The organism is Caenispirillum salinarum (assembly GCF_044803115.1).
GTDB lineage: Bacteria > Pseudomonadota > Alphaproteobacteria > Rhodospirillales > Rhodospirillaceae > Caenispirillum > Caenispirillum salinarum_A.
On record NZ_CP085224.1, the window covers coordinates 4456122 to 4474776 of the forward strand.

Annotated in this window: 19 protein-coding genes and 1 pseudogene; 10 read left to right on the plus strand and 10 right to left on the minus strand. The window is 68.4% G+C overall.

Annotated elements, in window-relative coordinates; translation table 11 throughout:
- Positions 1 to 35: 35 nt before the first annotated feature.
- A complete protein-coding gene (locus LG334_RS20580; protein ID WP_404381038.1) occupies positions 36 to 1232 on the plus strand; it encodes an FAD-binding domain-containing protein in 1197 nt (398 codons plus the stop codon).
- Positions 1233 to 1323: 91 nt separating this feature from the next.
- Positions 1324 to 1998, plus strand: a complete 675-nt coding sequence (locus LG334_RS20585; protein ID WP_404381040.1) for a DUF6064 family protein — start codon at positions 1324 to 1326, stop codon at positions 1996 to 1998.
- Here LG334_RS20585 and LG334_RS20590 read toward each other — a convergent pair.
- From LG334_RS20590 to LG334_RS20620, 7 genes and pseudogenes are all read right to left on the minus strand, one after another.
- The gene (locus LG334_RS20590) at positions 1988 to 2617 is read right to left on the minus strand and encodes a hypothetical protein (RefSeq protein ID WP_404381042.1); all 630 of its coding nucleotides are present in this window, start codon (positions 2615 to 2617) and stop codon (positions 1988 to 1990) included. The two genes, LG334_RS20585 and LG334_RS20590, sit on opposite strands and share 11 nt — an antisense overlap.
- 101 nt (positions 2618 to 2718) lie before the next feature.
- Positions 2719 to 3669 carry an Hsp33 family molecular chaperone HslO gene (locus LG334_RS20595; RefSeq protein WP_404381044.1) on the minus strand — a complete coding sequence of 317 codons (951 nt, stop codon included), beginning with the start codon at positions 3667 to 3669 and terminating at the stop codon, positions 2719 to 2721.
- Positions 3651 to 4571: an ornithine carbamoyltransferase gene (gene argF, locus LG334_RS20600; RefSeq protein ID WP_404381046.1), complete on the minus strand. Its 921-nt coding sequence runs from the start codon at positions 4569 to 4571 to the stop codon at positions 3651 to 3653. Before argF ends, LG334_RS20595 begins: the two co-directional genes overlap by 19 nt.
- A gap of 19 nt (positions 4572 to 4590) precedes the next feature.
- The gene (locus LG334_RS20605) at positions 4591 to 5775 is read right to left on the minus strand and encodes an aspartate aminotransferase family protein (protein WP_404381048.1); all 1185 of its coding nucleotides are present in this window, start codon (positions 5773 to 5775) and stop codon (positions 4591 to 4593) included.
- A 108-nt stretch (positions 5776 to 5883) separates the two neighbouring features.
- Positions 5884 to 6093: a hypothetical protein gene (locus LG334_RS20610; protein ID WP_404386458.1), complete on the minus strand. Its 210-nt coding sequence runs from the start codon at positions 6091 to 6093 to the stop codon at positions 5884 to 5886.
- Positions 6094 to 6157: 64 nt separating this feature from the next.
- Positions 6158 to 6271: pseudogene (locus LG334_RS20615) on the minus strand (colicin E3/pyocin S6 family cytotoxin); the annotation flags it as partial.
- Positions 6272 to 6427: 156 nt separating this feature from the next.
- On the minus strand, positions 6428 to 7264 hold the full coding sequence (locus LG334_RS20620) for an ABC transporter permease (RefSeq protein ID WP_404381050.1): 837 nt from the start codon (positions 7262 to 7264) through the stop codon (positions 6428 to 6430).
- Positions 7265 to 7334: 70 nt separating this feature from the next.
- Here LG334_RS20620 and LG334_RS20625 point away from each other — a divergent pair, with 70 nt between their 5' ends.
- The 7 genes from LG334_RS20625 (at position 7335) to LG334_RS20655 (ending at position 14310) form a co-directional block, all read left to right on the plus strand.
- Positions 7335 to 7985, plus strand: coding sequence for a regulatory protein RecX (locus tag LG334_RS20625; RefSeq protein ID WP_404381052.1), 651 nt, complete (start codon positions 7335 to 7337; stop codon positions 7983 to 7985).
- Positions 7986 to 8269: 284 nt separating this feature from the next.
- On the plus strand, positions 8270 to 8725 hold the full coding sequence (locus tag LG334_RS20630; protein ID WP_404381054.1) for a c-type cytochrome: 456 nt from the start codon (positions 8270 to 8272) through the stop codon (positions 8723 to 8725).
- A gap of 47 nt (positions 8726 to 8772) precedes the next feature.
- The gene (dapF, locus tag LG334_RS20635; RefSeq protein WP_404381056.1) at positions 8773 to 9642 is read left to right on the plus strand and encodes a diaminopimelate epimerase; all 870 of its coding nucleotides are present in this window, start codon (positions 8773 to 8775) and stop codon (positions 9640 to 9642) included.
- A complete protein-coding gene (gene mtaB / locus LG334_RS20640) occupies positions 9639 to 10901 on the plus strand; it encodes a tRNA (N(6)-L-threonylcarbamoyladenosine(37)-C(2))-methylthiotransferase MtaB (protein ID WP_404381058.1) in 1263 nt (420 codons plus the stop codon). Before dapF ends, mtaB begins: the two co-directional genes overlap by 4 nt.
- Positions 10898 to 12448, plus strand: coding sequence for a signal recognition particle-docking protein FtsY (gene ftsY, locus LG334_RS20645; RefSeq protein WP_404381060.1), 1551 nt, complete (start codon positions 10898 to 10900; stop codon positions 12446 to 12448). The genes mtaB and ftsY overlap by 4 nt, the downstream gene beginning before the upstream one ends.
- 298 nt (positions 12449 to 12746) lie before the next feature.
- Positions 12747 to 13679, plus strand: a complete 933-nt coding sequence (locus tag LG334_RS20650) for a hypothetical protein (RefSeq protein ID WP_404381061.1) — start codon at positions 12747 to 12749, stop codon at positions 13677 to 13679.
- The gene (locus LG334_RS20655; protein WP_404381063.1) at positions 13669 to 14310 is read left to right on the plus strand and encodes a hypothetical protein; all 642 of its coding nucleotides are present in this window, start codon (positions 13669 to 13671) and stop codon (positions 14308 to 14310) included. The genes LG334_RS20650 and LG334_RS20655 overlap by 11 nt, the downstream gene beginning before the upstream one ends.
- Positions 14311 to 14340: 30 nt before the next feature.
- Here the strand turns inward: LG334_RS20655 and LG334_RS20660 are convergent, their stop codons facing one another.
- A complete protein-coding gene (locus tag LG334_RS20660) occupies positions 14341 to 15006 on the minus strand; it encodes an HNH endonuclease family protein (RefSeq protein ID WP_404381065.1) in 666 nt (221 codons plus the stop codon).
- A 580-nt stretch (positions 15007 to 15586) separates the two neighbouring features.
- The gene (locus tag LG334_RS20665) at positions 15587 to 16021 is read right to left on the minus strand and encodes a cold-shock protein (protein WP_404381067.1); all 435 of its coding nucleotides are present in this window, start codon (positions 16019 to 16021) and stop codon (positions 15587 to 15589) included.
- 392 nt (positions 16022 to 16413) lie between these two features.
- Between LG334_RS20665 and glp the strand changes: the two genes are divergently transcribed.
- Positions 16414 to 17685 (plus strand): gephyrin-like molybdotransferase Glp, encoded by a 1272-nt coding sequence (gene glp / locus LG334_RS20670; RefSeq protein WP_404381069.1) that lies wholly within the window; start codon positions 16414 to 16416, stop codon positions 17683 to 17685.
- Positions 17686 to 17812: 127 nt separating this feature from the next.
- On the opposite strand, the gene LG334_RS20675 is transcribed toward glp, so the two are convergent.
- Positions 17813 to 18625: a ZIP family metal transporter gene (locus LG334_RS20675; protein WP_404381071.1), complete on the minus strand. Its 813-nt coding sequence runs from the start codon at positions 18623 to 18625 to the stop codon at positions 17813 to 17815.
- Between the last annotated feature and the right edge of the window lie 30 nt (positions 18626 to 18655).

Genomic DNA, 18655 nt, shown 5'->3' on the forward strand with positions numbered 1-18655 from the left:
CGTAGGAGGAGCGATCCCACTGCCGGAGTCGCCCCATGCCCTACGACCCCGCCCTGCCCCTGCCCGAGCCGACGCGGGCCGAGGGGCTGCGCCGCCTTGCGGACATGCTGCCGCGCGCCGGCCGCGCCTATGCCGCCGGCCGCAACTACGACCGCGGCCCCGGCCGGCACGCTCCGGTTTCCATGCTCTCTCCCTATCTGCGCCACCGCCTGCTGACCGAGGACGAGGTGGTGGGCGCGGTGCTGAAGCGCCACGGCCCGCAGACGGCCGAGAAGTTCATGCAGGAAGTGCTCTGGCGCACCTACTGGAAGGGCTGGCTGGAACTGCGGCCCGAGGTCTGGCGCCGCACCCGCCGCCGCGTCGCCGCGCTGGCCCGCGACCGCGCCGTGATGGAGCGTGTCGAGGCCGCCGCCGCCGGCCGCACCGGCATCGACTGCTTCGACGCCTGGATGGTGGAACTGGCCGAGACCGGATACCTGCACAACCACGCCCGCATGTGGACGGCCAGCATCTGGGTCTTCACCCTCCGGCTGCCGTGGGAGCTGGGCGCCGACCTGTTCCTGCGCCATCTGCTGGACGGCGATCCGGCGTCGAACACCCTGTCGTGGCGCTGGGTCGCGGGGCTGCACACGCCGGGCAAGGCCTACCTGGCGCGGCCCGACAACATCCGCCGCTACACCGACGGCCGCTTCGATCCGCGGGGCCTCGCGGACACGGCCGAACCGCCGGCGGGCGATGCCGGAAACCCGAGGCCCGTGCCGCCGCCCGAGCCGACGCCGATCGACCTGTCGCAGCCCTCGGCCCTGCTGCTGACGGAGGAGGACCTGCACCCCGAAGACCTGCTGCCGCCAGGGCTCGACATCCGCGCCGCCGCCGCCATGCCCTGTGCCGCGGCGCGCTCGCCATTGCCGGTGGCAGCCGGGGTGCGCGGCTTCACGCAGGGCGCGCTGGGGAACGCGCTCGACCGGCTGGGCTTCCTCGGCCGCTACCTGCCGCGCGATCCGGCGGCGGTGGTGTCCTGGGCGCGCGAGCACGGCGCGCGGCAGGTGGTGGCGCCCTATGCGCCCGTCGGCCCGGCGCGAGAGGTTCTGGATGCCCTGGAACCGGCACTGGCCGCCGCCGACATCCGCCTCGCCCGCCCCCGCCGCGCCTGGGACGCGGACCTCTGGCCGCTGGCGACGGCGGGCTTCTTCGGCTTCTGGAAGACGGCGCGGGGGCGGATCGGCGCGTGATGCCCGCAAACACCGGCGAAGCGGCGGCGGCCGGCGCGCGTTATCATCATAAGCCCCGTCACCCCGCCTTCCGACCAGCCACGGAGCCCGCATGGAGGACCTTCTCGGCTACTCGCTACGGGACATGCTGTTGTTCTCGCGGGAAACCTACGTCCGGCTGTTCACCCTGACCAACCAGGCCCACTGGCCCCTGCCGATCATCGCGGGGCTGGCGGGCCTGGCGTGCCTGTGGCTCATGCGCGGGCGGCGGGGCTGGCACGGGCGCCTGCTTCTGGCGCTGACCGGCGCCGGCTGGCTGTGGACCGGATGGGTCTTTCTCATTCAGCGCTACGCCACCATCAACTGGGCCGCGCCCTGGGCGGGGTATGCCTTCCTGGCAGAGGGCGCCCTGCTGCTGGCCCTGGCGGTCACCGGCCGGCGCCCGCGCACCGACCGGCGCGACGCCGCGGCCGGAGCCGCCTGGGTCCTGCTGGCGGCGGCGGTGCTGGTCCTGCCGCTTGTCTATCCGCTTCTGGGCGGGCAGTGGATGCGCGCCGCCCCCTTCGGCATCGCGCCCGACGCCACGGCGGCCGGAACGCTGGCGGTGCTGTCGCTGGTGCGTGGCGGGTGGGCGGCGCTGGCCGTGCCCGTGCCGGTGGCATGGCTGGCCGCCTCCGCCGTCACCCACGACCTGCTGGGGATGACGGCGGTGGCCGTTGGACTGGGGTTGGCGGCGCTGGCGGGCCTTGCGGTCCGCGTCGCCGCGGCCCGCGGCCTCAGCGGTTGACGGTGAAGTCGTTCAGGTGCGTGCGGATGTTCTGCGCCATGGCGGCGTCGAAATCCTGCATCAGCGCGGTGACCAGCGAATACCACATCTCCTCGCGCTCGTTCAGGCTGGCCTTCTCGCCGAGCGTCTTGGACCGATAGGCCTCGGTGCTGGCGGTCGCCAGCACGTCGCGATCGCTCAGCACCTGAACCTCGGCCACCACGTGTGCGGTGTACTTCCAGGCCTGCTGGTCGGTCAGGAAGCCGCGGATGCCTTCCTCGGTCTCCAGCCGTTCCTCGCGCACCGAAGCATCCCGGATGACGAAGCGCAGGGTGCGGAGCGAGCCGTCGGCCGCGCCGCCCGTGCCGGTCACCGCCAGCCGGTCCTCCGCCCAGGTGCGCAGGGCGCGCTCCGGCGGCAGGGGCATCAGGTGCTCCACGAACGGCGTCTGGAAGCTGGGCTCGAAGTCCGACAGGATCACCTTCTCGTCGGCCCGGAAGGTGATGGGCCCCTTGTTGGTGAAGCGCAGGTCCTTGAACTCCGGCACGGGCTCCGGCGTGGTGCAGGCGGCCAGCGCGAGAACGCCGGCCAGCACGAGGGCGAAGGCACGCAGCGGATGGGCGAGGCGGGCGAGGCTCATGAAGGGACGATCCCTGGCAGTGGTTACGGTCCGCGCATTGTCGCACGCGATCATGGCCGGTCAAGGGCGGGCGGCGCGGCCGGCAGCCCTTCGCCGGGGCGCTACTGCTTGGGCGCCTTGTCCGCGTCCATGGCGTCCAGGTCGGCGTCCGTGAAGGGGTAGTGCTCGTTACAGAACTCGCACGAGACCTCGACCACGCCGGCATCCGTCTTCATGGTCTCCAGTTCGGCGCGCGGGAACTGGGACAGCGCCGTCACCACCCGCTCGCGCGAGCAACGGCAGCCGAAGTGCGGGTGGCGGGCGTCGTAGGCCTTCAGGCCCTCGCTGTGGAACAGGCGGCGCAGCACGTCGGTCGGCGGCAGGTCCGGGGCCAGCAGCTCCTCGTTGGTCACGCTGCCCATGAGCACGACGCCGGTCCGCCAGGCGTCCTCCACCGTCTCCTCGTCCTCGGCCGAAAGGTGCGCGCCCGAAGGCAGGGGCATGCGCTGGAGCATGAGCCCGGCGGCGCGCCAGCGGCCGCCCTCGTGCACCGTCGCCATCTTGATGGCGGTCTCCAGCTGCTCGGACTGGCGGAAGTAGGCGTGGGCGCAGTCGGCGAGCGTCGCACCCGTCAGTTCGGTGATGCCCTGGTAGCGGTCCGTCTCCGGCCCCTGGTCCACGGTGAACGCCAGGTAGCCGGACCCCATCAGCGCCGGCACCCGGTCGCCCAGAGCCGCGATGCCGCCGGCTTTCTCGACGGCGGCATTCAGGCGCGCCTCGTCGAAATGGGCGACGCCGCGCACATCGCCGCCGCTGGTGACGTCCACCACAATCTGCGAGATCGGCCCGTCGGACCGCGATTGCAGGGTGAAAATGCCGTCGTACTTCAGGCTGTCGGCCAGCACCACGGCCAGCACCGCCGTTTCCGCCAGCATGAGCGCGACGGGCTCGGGGTAGTTGTGGCGGGAGACGATGGTGGAGACGGTGTCGTCCAGACGAACCAGGCGCCCGCGAAAGGCGCCGTGGTCGATCATGAACGGGACGATCTGGTCGGTCACGACTGCGTCAGACACCAAACAAGGATTCCTTTTTGCGCATGAAGGCGGTTTTCGGCCTCGTCCCACACCACCGACCGGGGACCGTCGATGACCTCGGAGGTCACCTCCTCCTCGCGGTGGGCGGGCAGGCAGTGCATGAACAGGGCGTCGGCCTTGGCGTGCCCCATCAGGGCCGCGTTCACCTGGTAGGGACGGAAGATGTTGTGCAGGTTCGCCCCGTCCTCGTGCATGGACACCCAGGTATCGGTCACAACGCAGTCCGCGCCCTCGGCCAGCTTTTTCGGGTCGCGGCCGATGACGATGGTCGCGCCCTTCTCCCGTGCCCACTGGACAACGCGCGCATCGGGCTCGCGGTTTTCCGGGCAGGCAACGCGCATCTCGAAACCGAACTGGGCGGCGGCCTCGATCCACGAGGCGGCGACGTTGTTGCCGTCGCCCGACCAGCAAACGACCTTGCCGGCGATGGAGCCCTTGTGCTCCTCGAAGGTCATCACGTCGGCCATGATCTGGCACGGGTGGCTGTCGTCGGTCAGGCCGTTGATGACGGGCACGGTCGCGTGACGCGCCATTTCCTCGAGCTTGGCCGGATCATCGGTGCGGATCATGATCATGTCGCAGTAGCGCGACAGCACGCGGGCCGTGTCGGCGATGGTCTCGCCCCGGCCGAGCTGGCTGCCGTTTCCGTCCAGGATCACCACGTCGCCGCCCAATTGCTTGGCGCCCACCTCGAAGCTGACGCGGGTGCGCGTCGAGGGCTTCTCGAAGATCATGGCGAGCGTCTTGCCCTCCAGCGGACGGCGCTTCTCCGCCATCACCGCGCCGCGCTTGTACTCGGCCGCCAGGTCCAGGATGGCCCGAAGGTCGGCGGAACCGTGTGTGTGCAGGTCGAGGAAGTGCTTGGGCGCGGAGCCGGTCATGGGAGGTGATCTCGCTTTGTCAGCTTGCCGGGGCCGTGTCCTTGCAGACCCGGGACAGGATGTCGACGGCGGCGTCGGCCTCGGCCGTGCCGATGATGAGCGGCGGCAGAAGCCGCACCACGTTGTCGCCCGCCGGAACGACGAGCAGGCCAGCCTTCAGCGCCCGGCCGACGAAGTCGGTGTTGGCCACGCCCTCGGCCATCTTCAGGCCGATCATGAGGCCAAGCCCGCGCACCTCGGCGATGATGCCGGGGTGTTCGACGGCCAGCGCCTCCAGCGTCTCCCGCAGGTACGCGGCGGTGGCCTGGACGTTTTCCAGGAAGCCGGGCGCCAGAACCTCGTCCAGCACGGCGTTGACGGCGGCCATGGCGAGCGGATTGCCGCCGTAGGTGGTGCCGTGGGTGCCGGCGGTCATGCAGGACGCCGCGCGCTCGGTCGCCAGAACGGCGCCGACGGGGAAGCCGCCGCCCAGGCCCTTGGCCGTCGCCATGACATCGGGCGCCATGCCGGTCCACTGGTGGGCGTAGAGCTTGCCGGTGCGGCCGTTGCCGGTCTGCACCTCGTCGAACATGAGCAAGAGGCCGTATTCGTCGCACATGGCGCGAAGGCCGCGCAGGTACTCGGCGTCGGCGGGCACGATGCCGCCCTCGCCCTGCACCGGCTCCACCAGGACGGCGGCGGTCTGTTCGGTGACGGCGTTGCGGGCCTCGTTCATGTTGCCGAAGGGCACGCGGTCGAAGCCCTCCACCATGGGGCCGAAGCCCGCCAGGTGCTTTTCCTGCCCGCCGGCGGCGATGGTCGCCAGCGTGCGGCCGTGGAAGGCGTTGCGGGCGACGATGACGCGATGCTTGTCCACGCCCTGCGACTGGTGGAAGCGCCGCGCGATCTTCAGCGCCAGCTCCAGCGCCTCCGCGCCCGAGTTGCCGAAGAAGACGGTGTCGGCGAAGGTGTTGGCGACCAGCTTTTCCGCCGCCGCTTCCTGCCCCGGAACGCGGTAGAGGTTGGAGGTATGGATGACCTTCGCCGCCTGCTCCTGGATCGCCTTGACCAGTCGCGGATGGCTGTGCCCGAGCGCCGAGACGGCGATGCCGGTGCCGAAGTCCAGATACTTGCGGCCGTCGGCGTCGAACAGCCAGGCGCCCTCGCCGCGCTCGAAGGCGACGTCCATGCGGGCGTAGGTGGGCATCAGGGCGGGAATGGTCATGCGCTTTCCGGGCCTTGAAAACGGGGGCGGTTGCAAGGCGCAATGCCCCTCGGAAAGCGGTGGACTATCCGGCCTGGCAAGCGGTTTGTCAAGAGAGGGTGGCGGGGGCTATTCAGCGGCGCGTCGGGCGGCGAGGATCGTGTCCAGCCGGTCGGGCGTCTTGAGCCACGTCTCGTACTCCGCCTCGGTCAGCCCGAGGTATTCGCGGAGGGTCAGCGGCGAGTCCGAATCGTGCCAGGCATCCACGAAGTCGTCGATCGCCGACACTGAAACCTCGCCGCGAAGGACCCTGTCGATGAAGCGGGCGTCGCCAGACATCAGTCGTCCTCCCTCTGACGGCGTCTTTGATAAACCGGCCGTGGACATCCATGGTGCCGAGGTGGCGTCCGCGCTTGTTGAAGACTTCGACTTCGCCATGAAGTCCGTCCCACGTAAAAAGCCGATTTCCGCACTCACTGCGCCAGCGCCGTTCGCCCCTGCGGACATCCTTTTCCATCTGGTGCAGAAAACAGTCCGCGGGAACGTGTTCCGCCGGCACAATGTCCTCACGATCGATATGTGGCCGCGGCCACTCATTCGCCACGAGCGGCCGAAATTATTTGCCACTGATCTCCATGCGGATCAACTTCTGCGGGCAGATCGTGTTTACGCCTCACGCCTTCAGCTTGTATCCCGTCTTGAACATCGTGTAGGCCACCGCCAGCAGCACCAGGTTCGTGCCGCCCACTACGGCGATGCCGATGCCCGGCAGGGCGTCGTCGTGGCCGATGAAGCCGTAGCGGAAGCCGTCGATCATGTAGAAGAACGGGTTCACGTGCGCCAGGAACTGCATGTTCTCCGGCAGGCGGTCGATGGTGTAGAAGGTGCCCGACAGGAACGACAGCGGCGTGATGACGAAGTTGGTCACCGCCGCGATGTGGTCGAACTTGTCGGCCCAGATGCCGCCGATGACGCCCAGCAGGCTCAGCATCAGCGACGCCATGATGCCGTGGTACAGGATGAAGAACAGGTTGTGCAGGTGCAGGTCCACGAACAGGCCCATCACCGGCGTCACCACCGCACCCACCACAAGCCCCCGCGACATGCCGCCGAGCGCGAAGCCGGCCGTCAGCTCCCCGGCCGAAAGCGGCGGCATGAGGATGTCGACGATGTTGCCCTGGACCTTGGAAATGGTCAGCGACGACGACGTGTTGGCGAACGCGTTCTGCACCATCGCCATGATGATGAGGCCCGGCGCCAGGAACTCGATGAAGCTGACGTGGTAGCTTTCCGGCACGCTGCGGCCCAGCGCCAGGCTGAAGATCGCCAGGAACAGCAGCGTCGTCACGATGGGCGCGGCCACGGTCTGCAGGTAGACCTTGAGGAACCGCCGCACCTCCTTCAGGTACAGCTCCCACGTGCCGCGCCAATTGACGGCGCCCATCTGGCGCGGGCGGGGCGGGAAGCTGGCGGTGGTGCGGGTCTGCGCGCGCGATTGCGACGACGACACGGGGATGTCTCCTGGCTCTGGCATGGCGTTCGGCGTGGAATCCTGTGGCAAGGGCGCTAACATAGGCCCCATGGACGAAGAATGCACCCCGCCGCCCGGCCCGGAGCCCAAACGGCCCCGTCGGGCGGAACGAAATGGCCGCACGCGCAAGCAGCCCCGCAAGGTCTCGCCGGAATACCTGGAGAACAGCGCGCTCCATTACCTGGAGCGCTTCGCCTCCAGCGCGGCGAACCTGCGGCGGGTGCTCATGCGCAAGGTGATGCTGTCGGCGAGCGCCCACGACACCGACCCCGAGGAAGGTGCGGCCTGGGTCGACGCGCTGATCGAGCGCTACCAGCGCGCCGGGCTGCTGGACGACGGCGCCTACGCCGCCATGCGGGCGCGCTCCATCAACCGCCAGGGCGGGCCGGAGCGCGCCATCCGCGCCAAGCTGGCCGCCAAGGGCGTCGCGGCGGAGCATGTGGATGCCGCCGTCGACGAGCTGCGCGAGGACGTCGGCGGCGACCCGGACATGGCGGCGGCCGTCGCACTCGCCCGCCGGCGCGGCTTCGGCCCCTTCCGGCGCCCCAGCCTTTCCGCCAAGTCCCTGCCGCCCGAGGAGCGCCGCATGAAGGAACTGGCCGCCATGGCGCGCGCCGGCTTCTCCTTCGACACGGCCACCCGCGTGGTCGACGCCGGCAGCCCCGAGGACCTGGAGGAGGACATGGCAGCCTCCTCTTGAGCGCGGGCCTGCTCCGCCGCCGCTGCTGCTAGACAGGCCGACGCAGGGCAACGAGAGGCACCGACGGGAGGCCGCCATGGTCAACGATCCGCCCATCGTGGATTTTCCCGACGACATCCCCGGCGGCATCCCCGGCGACGCCGGCCTGTTCATCAGCTGGTCGGCCTGACATGCCGCGCAGTCCGGGCGCCGAATACCCCTACCTTTTTGGGTGGCTTCCTGGTGCAGTGCGACACGGGGTAGACTTCCGCCCCTGACCGTGCTCGGGCAAGGGAGGTCGAGCCGTGAGGATTCCCCTGCTGCTGACGGCCGCGCTGGGCGTGGCCGCCGCCACCATTTTCTGGCTTTCGGACACGGGCCGCCTGCTGGCCGATACCCGCGTTTCCGTCACCCCGCAGGCGGTGGCCGAGGGCGGGCGCCTGTATGCCCGGAACTGCGCCGCCTGCCACGGGTCTGGCATCGACGAGCCGCCGGGCTGGCGGCCGGTGATCGGCGGCGTCGCCCCGCCGCCGCTGGCCGTCGAGGGGCCGCCACCCGACTCCACGGATGCCTATCTGGTCCGCATCATCCGCGACGGCGGCGCCGCCGTCCACGGCGACCCCGCCCGCGACCGCATGCCGCCCTTCCGCGACGTCCTGACCAACCGCGAGATCCACGCGGTGGTGGCCTTCCTGAAGGACCGCTGGCCCGACCACCTCCAGGCCCTGCGCGGCGGCGCCCGGTCCGGCCATGATGGGTGAGGGGGCGCCCCCTGGACTCGGGCCCCGCTGCGCCCTATAAATCGGCCATGAATACGGCGCCGCTTCACTTCCTTAAAATGCACGGGCTGGGCAACGATTTCGTCATCGTGGACCGGCGCGCCGACGCGCGTCCGCTGCCCGCCGAAACCATCGCCGCCATCAGCCATCGGCGGACCGGGGTGGGCTGCGACCAGTTCATCACCATCGAGCCGCCCGCCGCCGACGACCCGGCCGCCGACGCCGTCATGGGCATCTTCAACGGCGATGACGGCAGCGCCGCCGGCGCCTGCGGCAACGCCACCCGTTGCGTCGCCGACATCCTCATGCGCGAGACCGGCAAGGACACCGTCGCCATCCGCACCGCCGCCGGTCTGCTGACCGCCTGGCGCGAGGTCGACGGGCAGGTGACCGTCGACATGGGCGAGCCGCGCCTGGACTGGTCCGCCATCCCGCTGGCGGAGGAGCAGGACACGCTGTCCATCGACCTCACCGTCGGCCCGCTCTCGCGCCCCGTCGGCGTGAACATGGGCAATCCGCACGCGGTGTTCTTCGTGCCCGCCGTCGCCTCCATCGACCTGCCCCACCTCGGCCCGCAGGTGGAGCGCCACCCCCTGTTCCCCGAGCGCACCAACGTCGAAGTGGTGCAGATCCTCGACCGCGCCCACCTGCGCATGCGGGTGTGGGAGCGCGCCGCCGGCATCACCCAGGCCTGCGGCTCGGGCGCCTGCGCCGTGGCCGTCGCCGCCGTGCGCCGGGGGCTTTCCGACCGCCGCGTGACCGTCACGCTCGACGGCGGCCCGCTGGTCATCGAATGGCGCGAGGCCGACGGCCATGTGCTGATGACCGGCCCCGTCGCCATGTCCTTCTCCGGCACCGTCGATGCCGCATTGCTGAGCCCGCTTCAGGCCGCCCCATGACCATGCAGAAGCCGATCGATCCGCGCGTCGTCACCTTCGGGTGCCGCATGAACACCTATGAATCCGAGGTGATGCGCGACCACGCCCGCGCCGCCGGTCTTGGCGATGCCGTCATCGTCAACACCTGCGCGGTCACCAAGGAGGCCGAGCGCCAGGCCCGCCAGGCCGTGCGTCGTCTGCGCCGCGAGAACCCGCACGCCAAGATCATCGTCACCGGCTGCGCCGTCCAACTGGACAAGGACCTGTGGTCCGGCATGCCCGAGGTCGACCGCGTCCTGGGCAACGCGGAAAAGCTGAAGGCCGAAAGCTACGCCCCCGGCCTCAACCAGCAGATCCTGGTCGACGACATCATGACGGTGCGCGAAACCGCCGAGCACCTGCTGGCCGGCTTCGAGGGCCACACCCGCGCCTTCGTCCAGGTGCAGCAGGGCTGCGACCACCGCTGCACCTTCTGCATCATTCCCTACGCCCGCGGTCCCAACCGCAGCGTGCCCATGGGCCGCATCACCGAACAGGTCCGCGCGCTGGTGGAAAACGGCTACTGCGAGGTGGTGCTGACGGGCGTCGACATCACCGCCTATGGCGCCGACCTGCCGGGACAGCCGCCGCTGGGGCAGATGGTGCGCCGGCTGCTCGCCAACGTGCCGGAACTGCCGCGCCTGCGCCTCACCAGCCTGGACCCGGTGGAGGTGGACGACGACCTGCTGGAACTGATCGGCCGCGAACCGCGCCTCATGCCGCACTTCCACCTGTCGGCCCAGGCGGGCGATGACCTGATCCTCAAGCGCATGAAGCGCCGCCACCTGCGCGCCGACGTCATCGCGCTGACCGACCGCATCCGCGCCATCCGCCCCGACGCGGTGTTCGGCGCCGACATCATCGCCGGCTTCCCGACGGAGACGGACGAGCACTTCGCCAACTCCGTCGCGCTGGTGGAGGAGGCGAGGCTGACGCACCTGCACGTCTTCCCCTATTCCTCCCGCCCCGGCACGCCGGCCGCGCGCATCCCCGGCCTGCCCGGAGACGTGGTGAAGGCCCGCGCCGCGCGGCTGCGGGAGGTCGGCCGCGCGGCCATGGCGGCCTACCTGCGCTCCCGCGTCGGCACCGAGACGACGGTGCTGGTGGAGGAGCCCGGCAAGGGCCACAGCGACCACTACATTCCCGTGCGCCTGCCCGAGACGGCGGCGGTGGGCGAGATCGTGCCCGTGCGCCTGACCGGGGTGGACGGCGAGACCATGACAGCCGAGGTGACCGCGTGACCGACGACCCGAACGCCCCCGACGCGCCCGAGACCAAGTCGAAGAAGCGGGGGTTCTTCTCCCGCCTGTTCAAGCGCGGCGAGGAACGCCCGGAGACGCCGGAAACGCCCGAAACGGAGGCTCGCGAGGCCGGCGCGCCCGCAGAGGCCCCGGAAGTCCGCCACGACCAGACGCCCGACACCGCCCCCCACGATCAGCCGGCGGAAGGCACACCCGATCTGCCCGAGGCAGAGCCGGAGCCGGAGCCGGAGCCGGAGCCGGAAGGCCGCCGTCTGCTCGACATGGAGCCCGCCGCGCCGCCCGTCGCACCGCGCGAGGCGCCCGAGGCCGCGGAGCCGCCGGCCGGAGAGGTCGCCCGCCGCGTCGGCGAGGGCATCGAGGCCGCCGCCGCCCGCGCCGAGGCCGAGGAGGAGCCCGGACCGGACGCAGTGGAGGAGCCTCTGCCGCACGCTCCCGCGCCGGCGCCCGATGCCTTCCAGGGCTACGACGCCGCGCCCGCCCGCCCGGCGGAAGGCGAGCCCGACGCCGACGAGACGGCCGCCCTGGAGGACGAGGCCGAGCAGGACCGCGCCGCCGCCATTGCCGAGGCCGAGGCCGTTCCCGCCCCGCCGTCGGACGAGCCGCAGCGCCAGAAGAAAAGCTGGTTCGCCCGCCTGCGCGACGGCCTCTCGCGGTCGTCGAGCAAGCTGACGGAGGGCATCACCGGCCTGTTCACCAAGCGCCGCCTGGACGACGAGGCGCTGGAGGACCTGGAGGACCTGCTCATCACCGCCGACCTGGGGGTGAGCACCTCGGCCAAGCTGGTGGCGTCGCTGGCGAAGGAGCGGTTCGGCAAGGACATCACCGGCGAGGAAATCCGCAAGGCCTTCGCCGAGGACATCGCCGAAATCCTGGAGCCCGTCGCCCGCCCGCTGGAGATCGACCGCGCGCTCAAGCCCCATGTGGTGCTGGTGGTGGGCGTCAACGGCTCGGGCAAGACGACCACCATCGGCAAGATGGCCCGCCAGTACCAGGAGCAGGGGCTGTCGGTGATGCTGGCCGCCGGCGACACCTTCCGCGCCGCCGCCGTGGAGCAGCTGAAGGTCTGGGGCGACCGCACAAACACGCCCGTGATTTCCCGCGACACCGGCGCCGACGCGGCGGGCCTGGCCTATGACGCCTATCAGGAGGCGCTGAAGGCGGGGACGGACGTGCTGATGATCGACACGGCCGGCCGCCTTCAGAACAAGAAGGGCCTGATGGACGAGCTTCAGAAGATCGTCCGCGTGCTGAAAAAAATCGACCCCGCCGCCCCCCACTCGACCCTGCTGGTCCTGGACGCCACGGTGGGCCAGAACGCCCACAACCAGGTGGAGGTGTTCAAGGACATGGTCAACGTGACCGGCCTGGTGATGACCAAACTGGACGGCACGGCCAAGGGCGGCGTGGTGGTGGCCCTAGCCGACAAATTCGGCCTGCCGGTGCACAGCATTGGCGTGGGCGAAACGGCAGAAGACCTCCGCCCGTTCAAGGCGGAGGACTTCGCGCGGGGGTTGATGGGGGTTTAGGGCGGCAGCCTGAACAAGATGTTTGCGTATCTTTGATTGAGAACAAGGTTGTGGCATTATCGGTGCGCGAGAAATTCACTGAGGGATAGCGCGCAAGATGGCGGAAAAACTTAGGAACGAACAGCCAACCGATTCCTTCCACATACAATACCGTCGCCTAAATCGGGAAAATTTTCCTCCTAATCATACTCTCACTAGTGGTCTAGCTGCGGCTTTGTCGCACCCTTGCGAGAGGGCAGTACGGCTGGTTGAGCACGTCAAGCGTCGGTGCCTAGAGAATGGCAATCTCGTCACCGTCATGAACGATATCGATGCGTCCGAAGCACATGATGGTGAAACTGCGATACTATTCAACATCTGCAAATTTGTACCCAATCAGGCGCAGGGTGTAATCGAGTCTGAAGTAGATTCTCCACGCCGTTCATTCCCCCTCCGGGAGATGGCGCCACCTGGTAATAACAACTACCTGAAGGCGGTGGCTTACGCCCTGGCCGTCGGGGATCATCTATTCGTCATTCAGAAGGCGTCTCTTTCCGTTACCCATTTTGAGACATACCTCTCTTGGCTTCTTAGTCATCCTAGCCCGATCCTGTCAGAGAACCAGGGTGTTCAACTTCAAGTCGAGTTTCGTCGAGATCTCATCAGCGGTGATCTTGGTGAGGGAAGTAAGTTCAGTGTCGGCGGGCAAGTCGTTGATCCGGACGCACTGGCTGGTGTCGATGATGGCGATGAAGAGAAAAAGCCAGAAGGGGGCACGGAAGAAAGGGAGGTCACCGAACAGCGCCGTGTGGGCCAAGGGAGGGTCTGGACACCGGAACAAGTATGGAACATAATGCAGCTTGTGATGGGAGGCGGGGTCGAGATTGAAGAGGTCCGCCAGCGATACGACGAGTTGCGCCGCGCTGATCCCAATGCGTCGCTGTCGGTTGAAGTCGGATTTAACGTGACTTCGAAGAAGCGCGGCTCCGGTTCGGTTGCCGCTAAGAATGCTTTGGCGCGCCAGCTAAAGACAGGCCTGAGCGACTTTCCGCATGGAATGGTTCGCGCTCTAGGCTCCAACTTCAGGCAGACCGGTGATGACGTGCGTCTAAGCGCCAAGCGCCGGTTCGTGCTGGCTGATGATAATAGTCCGTTTCTAGTGCTCAGTTCAGCGAAGGAACAGCTTCTGGACGTATATAAAGAATTTAAGGAAGATGGAAAGATACCTGATGAGATAGACGATGCCGAATGAGAATGGAAAAAGAAGTAGATTTTGGGAGGGGTTAAAGTTTTTTCTTTGGCTTCTCCTCCATGCTATTATAGCTGCTTTTGCCTATAATTTTCTGGAGGCAAGGCATTGGGAACGTCTGAGCGGCGAAATTATCACAGCCTTGTCTTTGCTTTGCGCGACCGTACTAGTTCGCCTATCACGGCCTTTCCCTTCAGTTGATCTTGCGGCTTTCAGGAAGGAGGAAGAATTTGATGAATTTCTTAATATTCTGAACAGGATATTCAAATACCAGTGCGTAGTTCTTGTTTTTGGTGTTGCTGCCATAGCTTTGGTTTCTGTATTGCCTTTGGCTTTTGGTTTCTTTGCAAAAGTATGTGCGAATGATTGTTTGGTTTGGGTGCCTTCCATGCAGCGCAGCTTCAGCGCGGTAACCGCTCTTGCAGTGTCAATTTCCGTTTCGCGCCTGTATTTTCTTGTGAAGCTCGACAGAGGATACTTAAGTATTCATGCAGAGGCAGTTTCTCGTGCTGCCACTAGGAATAGGGCTGAAAAAAGAAAGAATGATGCTCAAAACTACAAGGAGATCGCGCGGGGTTTGGTAACTGGAGATAGCTATAGGGGCAAAATTGAGCCTCCAGAAGGATTTAGGTAAATCGGGCAGTAAACGAAATTCCTTACAAAATCACCCACAAACCCACCGCACCCCCGCCGTGAACCATCGCTCCAGCGGGTCCTGCTCAAGGCCCCAGTCCTGCTTGGTCCCCGCGAAGTGCGCCGTGTAGGCGCAGCGGTAGGGCCAGGCGGGTGGGAGCCAGGCGAGCGGGTCGCCGTCGGCCTTGCTGCGGTTGGCGCTCGCCGAGACCGCGATCAGGTTGCCGGGGTTGTTCGCGAACGCCGCGCGGCGGGCCGGTTCCCAGCGGTCGGCGCCGCTGCGGTGGGCCTCGGACAGGGGGACGATGTGGTCCACGTCCAGCGCGCTCGGGTCGGTGAACGTCCGCCCCGTGTACGGGTCCCGCCACCGGCCGCCCGTCACCCGGCAGCCGTCGGCGGAGAAGGTCGGGCGGATCACGCTGTCGCGCGCCAATATCTCCTGCCGCGTGTCCAGGCAGTCGCCGTCCGTGTCCAGCCAGTGCGCGTAGAGGTCGCGGCTGTAAGGCACCGCCACCGGCCGCAACCATTCGCTTTCGCGGCCCTCCAGCACGCCCGCCCCCAGTGCCACGATCACCCCCAGCCACCGCGCCCAGCGCGGCAGCCGCCAGACCAGCGACAGCAGCCCGCCCCCGCGCCGGCGGGAGGTCTTGCGGCGGGGCCTGGAGCGGGATCGGCGGCGGCGGGTGGAGGTGCTCAAGCAGGGGGCTCGGGTCGGAAGAGGTAGGGCTGGGAGTGTGGCGCGTCCGGCGCGCAACCTCAAGCACCCGACGCGGGGGACTTCCGTCCCCCGATCCCCCTGATCGGGAAGCACAGCTTCCCGAACCCTTCAGCTTTCCCGAAGTCGGGCCGAGCCTCCACGGCCGCCACCACCCAGACGCCCGACAGACCGAGAGCGCGAGAGCCCGCGGCTCTCGCAGGGCGGGGTGCGGGGCGGCCAGCCCCGCGCGCGGCAGCGCTCACGAGGCGGCGTGCTTCGCCCTCGTCCGCCTTCGGTGGCGGGCGGAAACGTCGACAAAACGTCGATATTTCGTCGACGTTATGCCGGAAAATCCCACGTCCGGCAGACGTGCGACGCCGCTGGAAGGGTGGCTCAGGGCACGGCGCGAGCAGGCTCACGCGCCATAAGGCGCGGCGGCCAGTGTCCGCTTCGCGTCGTCAGGACTCCGGTCTTGCCGGACGACGAGTGTACGAGTTTCGTGTGTCGTCCGGTATCATTCATCGGCACGGCGGACCGGGCGCCCCCTTGCCCAGCGGCGCCCGGTCGCGCGTGGAAGGGGTCAGAGGACTTCCACCTGCTGCGCCATGGGGCCTTTCTTGCCCATGCGGGTCTGCATCCGCACGCGCTGGCCGCTGTCCAGCAGGTCGAGGCCCGAGCGCTGCAGGGCGCCGATGCCGACGAACACGTCCTTCCCGCCGACGTCGGGGGTGACGAACCCGAAGCCCTTGTCGGCGCTGAAGAACTTCACCACGCCCTCGACCGTCTCGTTGACCGGGATGGCGGCCTCGACGGTGGCGGCGCTGGCGTCGATGCTGTCGATGCCCGAGACCTGCGGACCCTTGGGCCCGGTCTCGACATCGCACACGAGCGTGGTGCCCGGCAGCACGTCGCGCATGCCGGCCCGCTCGACGACGGAGATGTGGAGGAAGGCATCCGGAGTACCATCGGCGAAGGCGACGAAGCCGAAGCCTTTGGTGGCGTTGAACCATTTCACCGTGGCGGTGACTCCGGTCTGGACGGGCCCCATGGGGCGAGAGGAAGTGTGAGACTGCATCACGGGAACAAAACCTTAGGTGGGTAGAGCAAGTAAAGCATTGCCCGATTCGGGCTCCCCCTCAAGCCGAATAAGATGCGACTTGCGCACGATTTGGTTCGAAGTATCCGGTTCCTGGACATATGCTTTACGTGGTGCCGGTTTCTTCAACCCCAGACCTAAGCCACAAGGCGCATTTACCCCTCGATCGGGTAGATACCGTTTGGCAATACCGAGGCCTGAAACAGCCTTGCGCCGATTCGCGTTCCACGGTGTCATCCGTTTCGTCGCGCGGGTATGCTGGGGCAACGGCCTGTCGCGGCCCAAGTCATTGTCCGAAGGAGGTTTTGTTCATGGGTGTCCGCCGTCTCATCGACGACTGCTGCGGCGCGGGCGCGCGCCTGATGCCGCTGCCCGAGGCGCTGGCGATCATCGACCGCGACCTGGTGCCGCTGACGGCGGTGGAGACCGCGCCCCTGTGGGCGGCGCTGGGCCGCGTGCTGGCCGACGACGTCACCGCCGCCGTGTCGCTGCCGCCCCTGCCCAACTCCGCCATGGACGGATACGCCGTGCGCGCCGCCGACATGGCCGCGGATGCCGAAACCACGCTGCCGGTGGTCGCCCGCCAGGCCGCCGGGCAGCCGCTGGAGGGCACGCCGGCGCCGGGCGGCGCGGTGCGCATCTTCACCGGCGCCCCCATGCCCGAAGGCTTCGACGCGGTGGTCATGCAGGAGGAGGCGGAGGTGCTGGACGACGGCGCCCGCGTGCGCCTGCCCGCCGGGGTCAAGACCGGCGTCAACGTCCGCCACGCCGGCGAGGACGTGCGCGAGGGCACGGTCGTACTGAAGCGCGGCACGCGGCTGCGGGCGCAGGACGTCGCCATGGCCGCCGCCGTCGGTCGGGCCGAACTGCCCGTCGGCGCGCCGCTGCGGGTGGCCGTTTTCTCCACCGGCGACGAGCTGCGCGACCCCGGCGAGCCCCTGCCCCACGGCTGCATCTACGACGCCAACCGCCAGGCCCTGAAGGGCATGCTGGCGGGCCTTCCGGTGGCGGTGACCGACCTGGGCATCCTGCCCGACGACCCCGAGGCGGTGCGCGGGGCCCTGTCCCGCGCGGCGCCCGAGCACGACGTGGTGGTGACCTCCGGCGGGGTCTCGGTCGGCGAGGAGGACCATGTGCGCGGCGCGGTGGAGGCGCTGGGCGCCATCACCTTCTGGCGGCTGCGTCTCAAGCCCGGCAAGCCGGCGGCGCTGGGGCGGATCGGAGAGACGGTGTTCCTGGGCCTGCCGGGCAACCCGGTGGCGACCATCGTCACCTTCCTGCTGATCGCCCGCCCCATCATCCTGCGCCTGGCCGGCGCGACGGACATCGCCCCGCGCCGCTTCCAGGTGCCGGCGGACTTCCGCTTCGAGAAAAAGGGCGGCCGGCGTGAATTCATCCGCGTCCAGCTTGCAACCGCCGAGGACGGCCGCACGGTCGCCCGCACGCTGACGGGCCAGGGCTCGCACCTGATTTCCTCGGTGGTCAACGCCCATGCGCTGGCGGAGCTGGAGGAGGACTGCCCCGGCGTGGAGCCCGGCGACATGCTGACGGTCATCCCCTTCCCCGACACGATGGCCGGGTGAGGGCGCGGGCGCGGGCGCCGCTACACGGCTCTCTCTTCTGTTCAGGGCGATGGCTCGCCCTGAACGCCCTCAGGCGCCGGGCGGCCGCCCTCGCGGATTTCTTCACACGCTCCGGCCCTGGGCACCGCTATACGGCGCCCAGGCCCACATCCAATGCCATCATCAGCACGAAGCCCACCGTCAGACCGAAGGTGGCGGCGGTGTCGTGGCCGTTGCGGTGGGTCTCGGGGATGATCTCGTTGGAGACGACGAACAGCATCGCCCCGCCCGCCAGCGCCAGGCCCCACGGCAGAGCATAGGTCGCCAGGCTTACCAGGCCCGCGCCCAGGAACCCGCCGACGCTTTCCACCGCGCCCGTCGCCAGCGCCACGCCGACGGCGACCAGCGGCTTGTAGCCCAGCGTCAGCACCGACAGCGCGACCACCAGGCCCTCGGGCAGGTTCTGCAGGAAGATGCCGATGGTCAGCGTCAGGCCGTTCTTCACGTCGCCGCCGCCGAACCCGACGCCCACCGCCAGGCCTTCGGGAAAATTGTGCAGGGTGATGGCGATGATGAACAGCCAGATGCGCTTGAGCTGCACCGAGTCCTTCACGTGCTGGGCACCCATCATCAGATGTTCGTGCGGCAGGTAGTGGTGAATGGCCCACAGGCCCGCCGCGCCCAGAAGCGTGCCCGCCGCCACCACCAGCAGCGCGGCCAGCGTTCCGCCATAGATGCCGGTTCCCGCCTCAACACCCGGCAGCAGCAGGGAAAACGCCGTCGCGCCCAGCATGACACCGGCGGAAAAGCCCAGCATGATGTCCTGCTGGCGGACGGAAATGCTCCGCACCACCAGCACCGGCAGGGCCCCGACTCCGGCGGCGGCCCCGGCGATCAGGCTGGCGAGGACCCCCAGCGTCAAAAGTGGCAGGGATTGCAGGGCGGTCGCGATCTCTTGCACGATGTCTCTCTGCAGGGATGAAAAGAGCGA

What these genes read in the sequence shown, in the direction of transcription:
- argF (WP_404381046.1), bottom strand. Translation starts at nt 4,571, where the DNA reads ATGACCGGCTCCGCGCCCAAGCACTTCCTCGACCTGCACACACACGGT.
- dapF (WP_404381056.1), top strand. Translation starts at nt 8,773, where the DNA reads ATGAATACGGCGCCGCTTCACTTCCTTAAAATGCACGGGCTGGGCAAC.
- LG334_RS20610 (WP_404386458.1), bottom strand. Translation starts at nt 6,093, where the DNA reads ATGTCTGGCGACGCCCGCTTCATCGACAGGGTCCTTCGCGGCGAGGTT.
- glp (WP_404381069.1), top strand. Translation starts at nt 16,414, where the DNA reads ATGGGTGTCCGCCGTCTCATCGACGACTGCTGCGGCGCGGGCGCGCGC.
- LG334_RS20625 (WP_404381052.1), top strand. Translation starts at nt 7,335, where the DNA reads ATGGACGAAGAATGCACCCCGCCGCCCGGCCCGGAGCCCAAACGGCCC.
- mtaB (WP_404381058.1), top strand. Translation starts at nt 9,639, where the DNA reads ATGACCATGCAGAAGCCGATCGATCCGCGCGTCGTCACCTTCGGGTGC.
- LG334_RS20650 (WP_404381061.1), top strand. Translation starts at nt 12,747, where the DNA reads ATGAACGATATCGATGCGTCCGAAGCACATGATGGTGAAACTGCGATA.
- LG334_RS20585 (WP_404381040.1), top strand. Translation starts at nt 1,324, where the DNA reads ATGGAGGACCTTCTCGGCTACTCGCTACGGGACATGCTGTTGTTCTCG.
- LG334_RS20590 (WP_404381042.1), bottom strand. Translation starts at nt 2,617, where the DNA reads ATGAGCCTCGCCCGCCTCGCCCATCCGCTGCGTGCCTTCGCCCTCGTG.
- LG334_RS20580 (WP_404381038.1), top strand. Translation starts at nt 36, where the DNA reads ATGCCCTACGACCCCGCCCTGCCCCTGCCCGAGCCGACGCGGGCCGAG.
- LG334_RS20605 (WP_404381048.1), bottom strand. Translation starts at nt 5,775, where the DNA reads ATGACCATTCCCGCCCTGATGCCCACCTACGCCCGCATGGACGTCGCC.
- LG334_RS20655 (WP_404381063.1), top strand. Translation starts at nt 13,669, where the DNA reads ATGCCGAATGAGAATGGAAAAAGAAGTAGATTTTGGGAGGGGTTAAAG.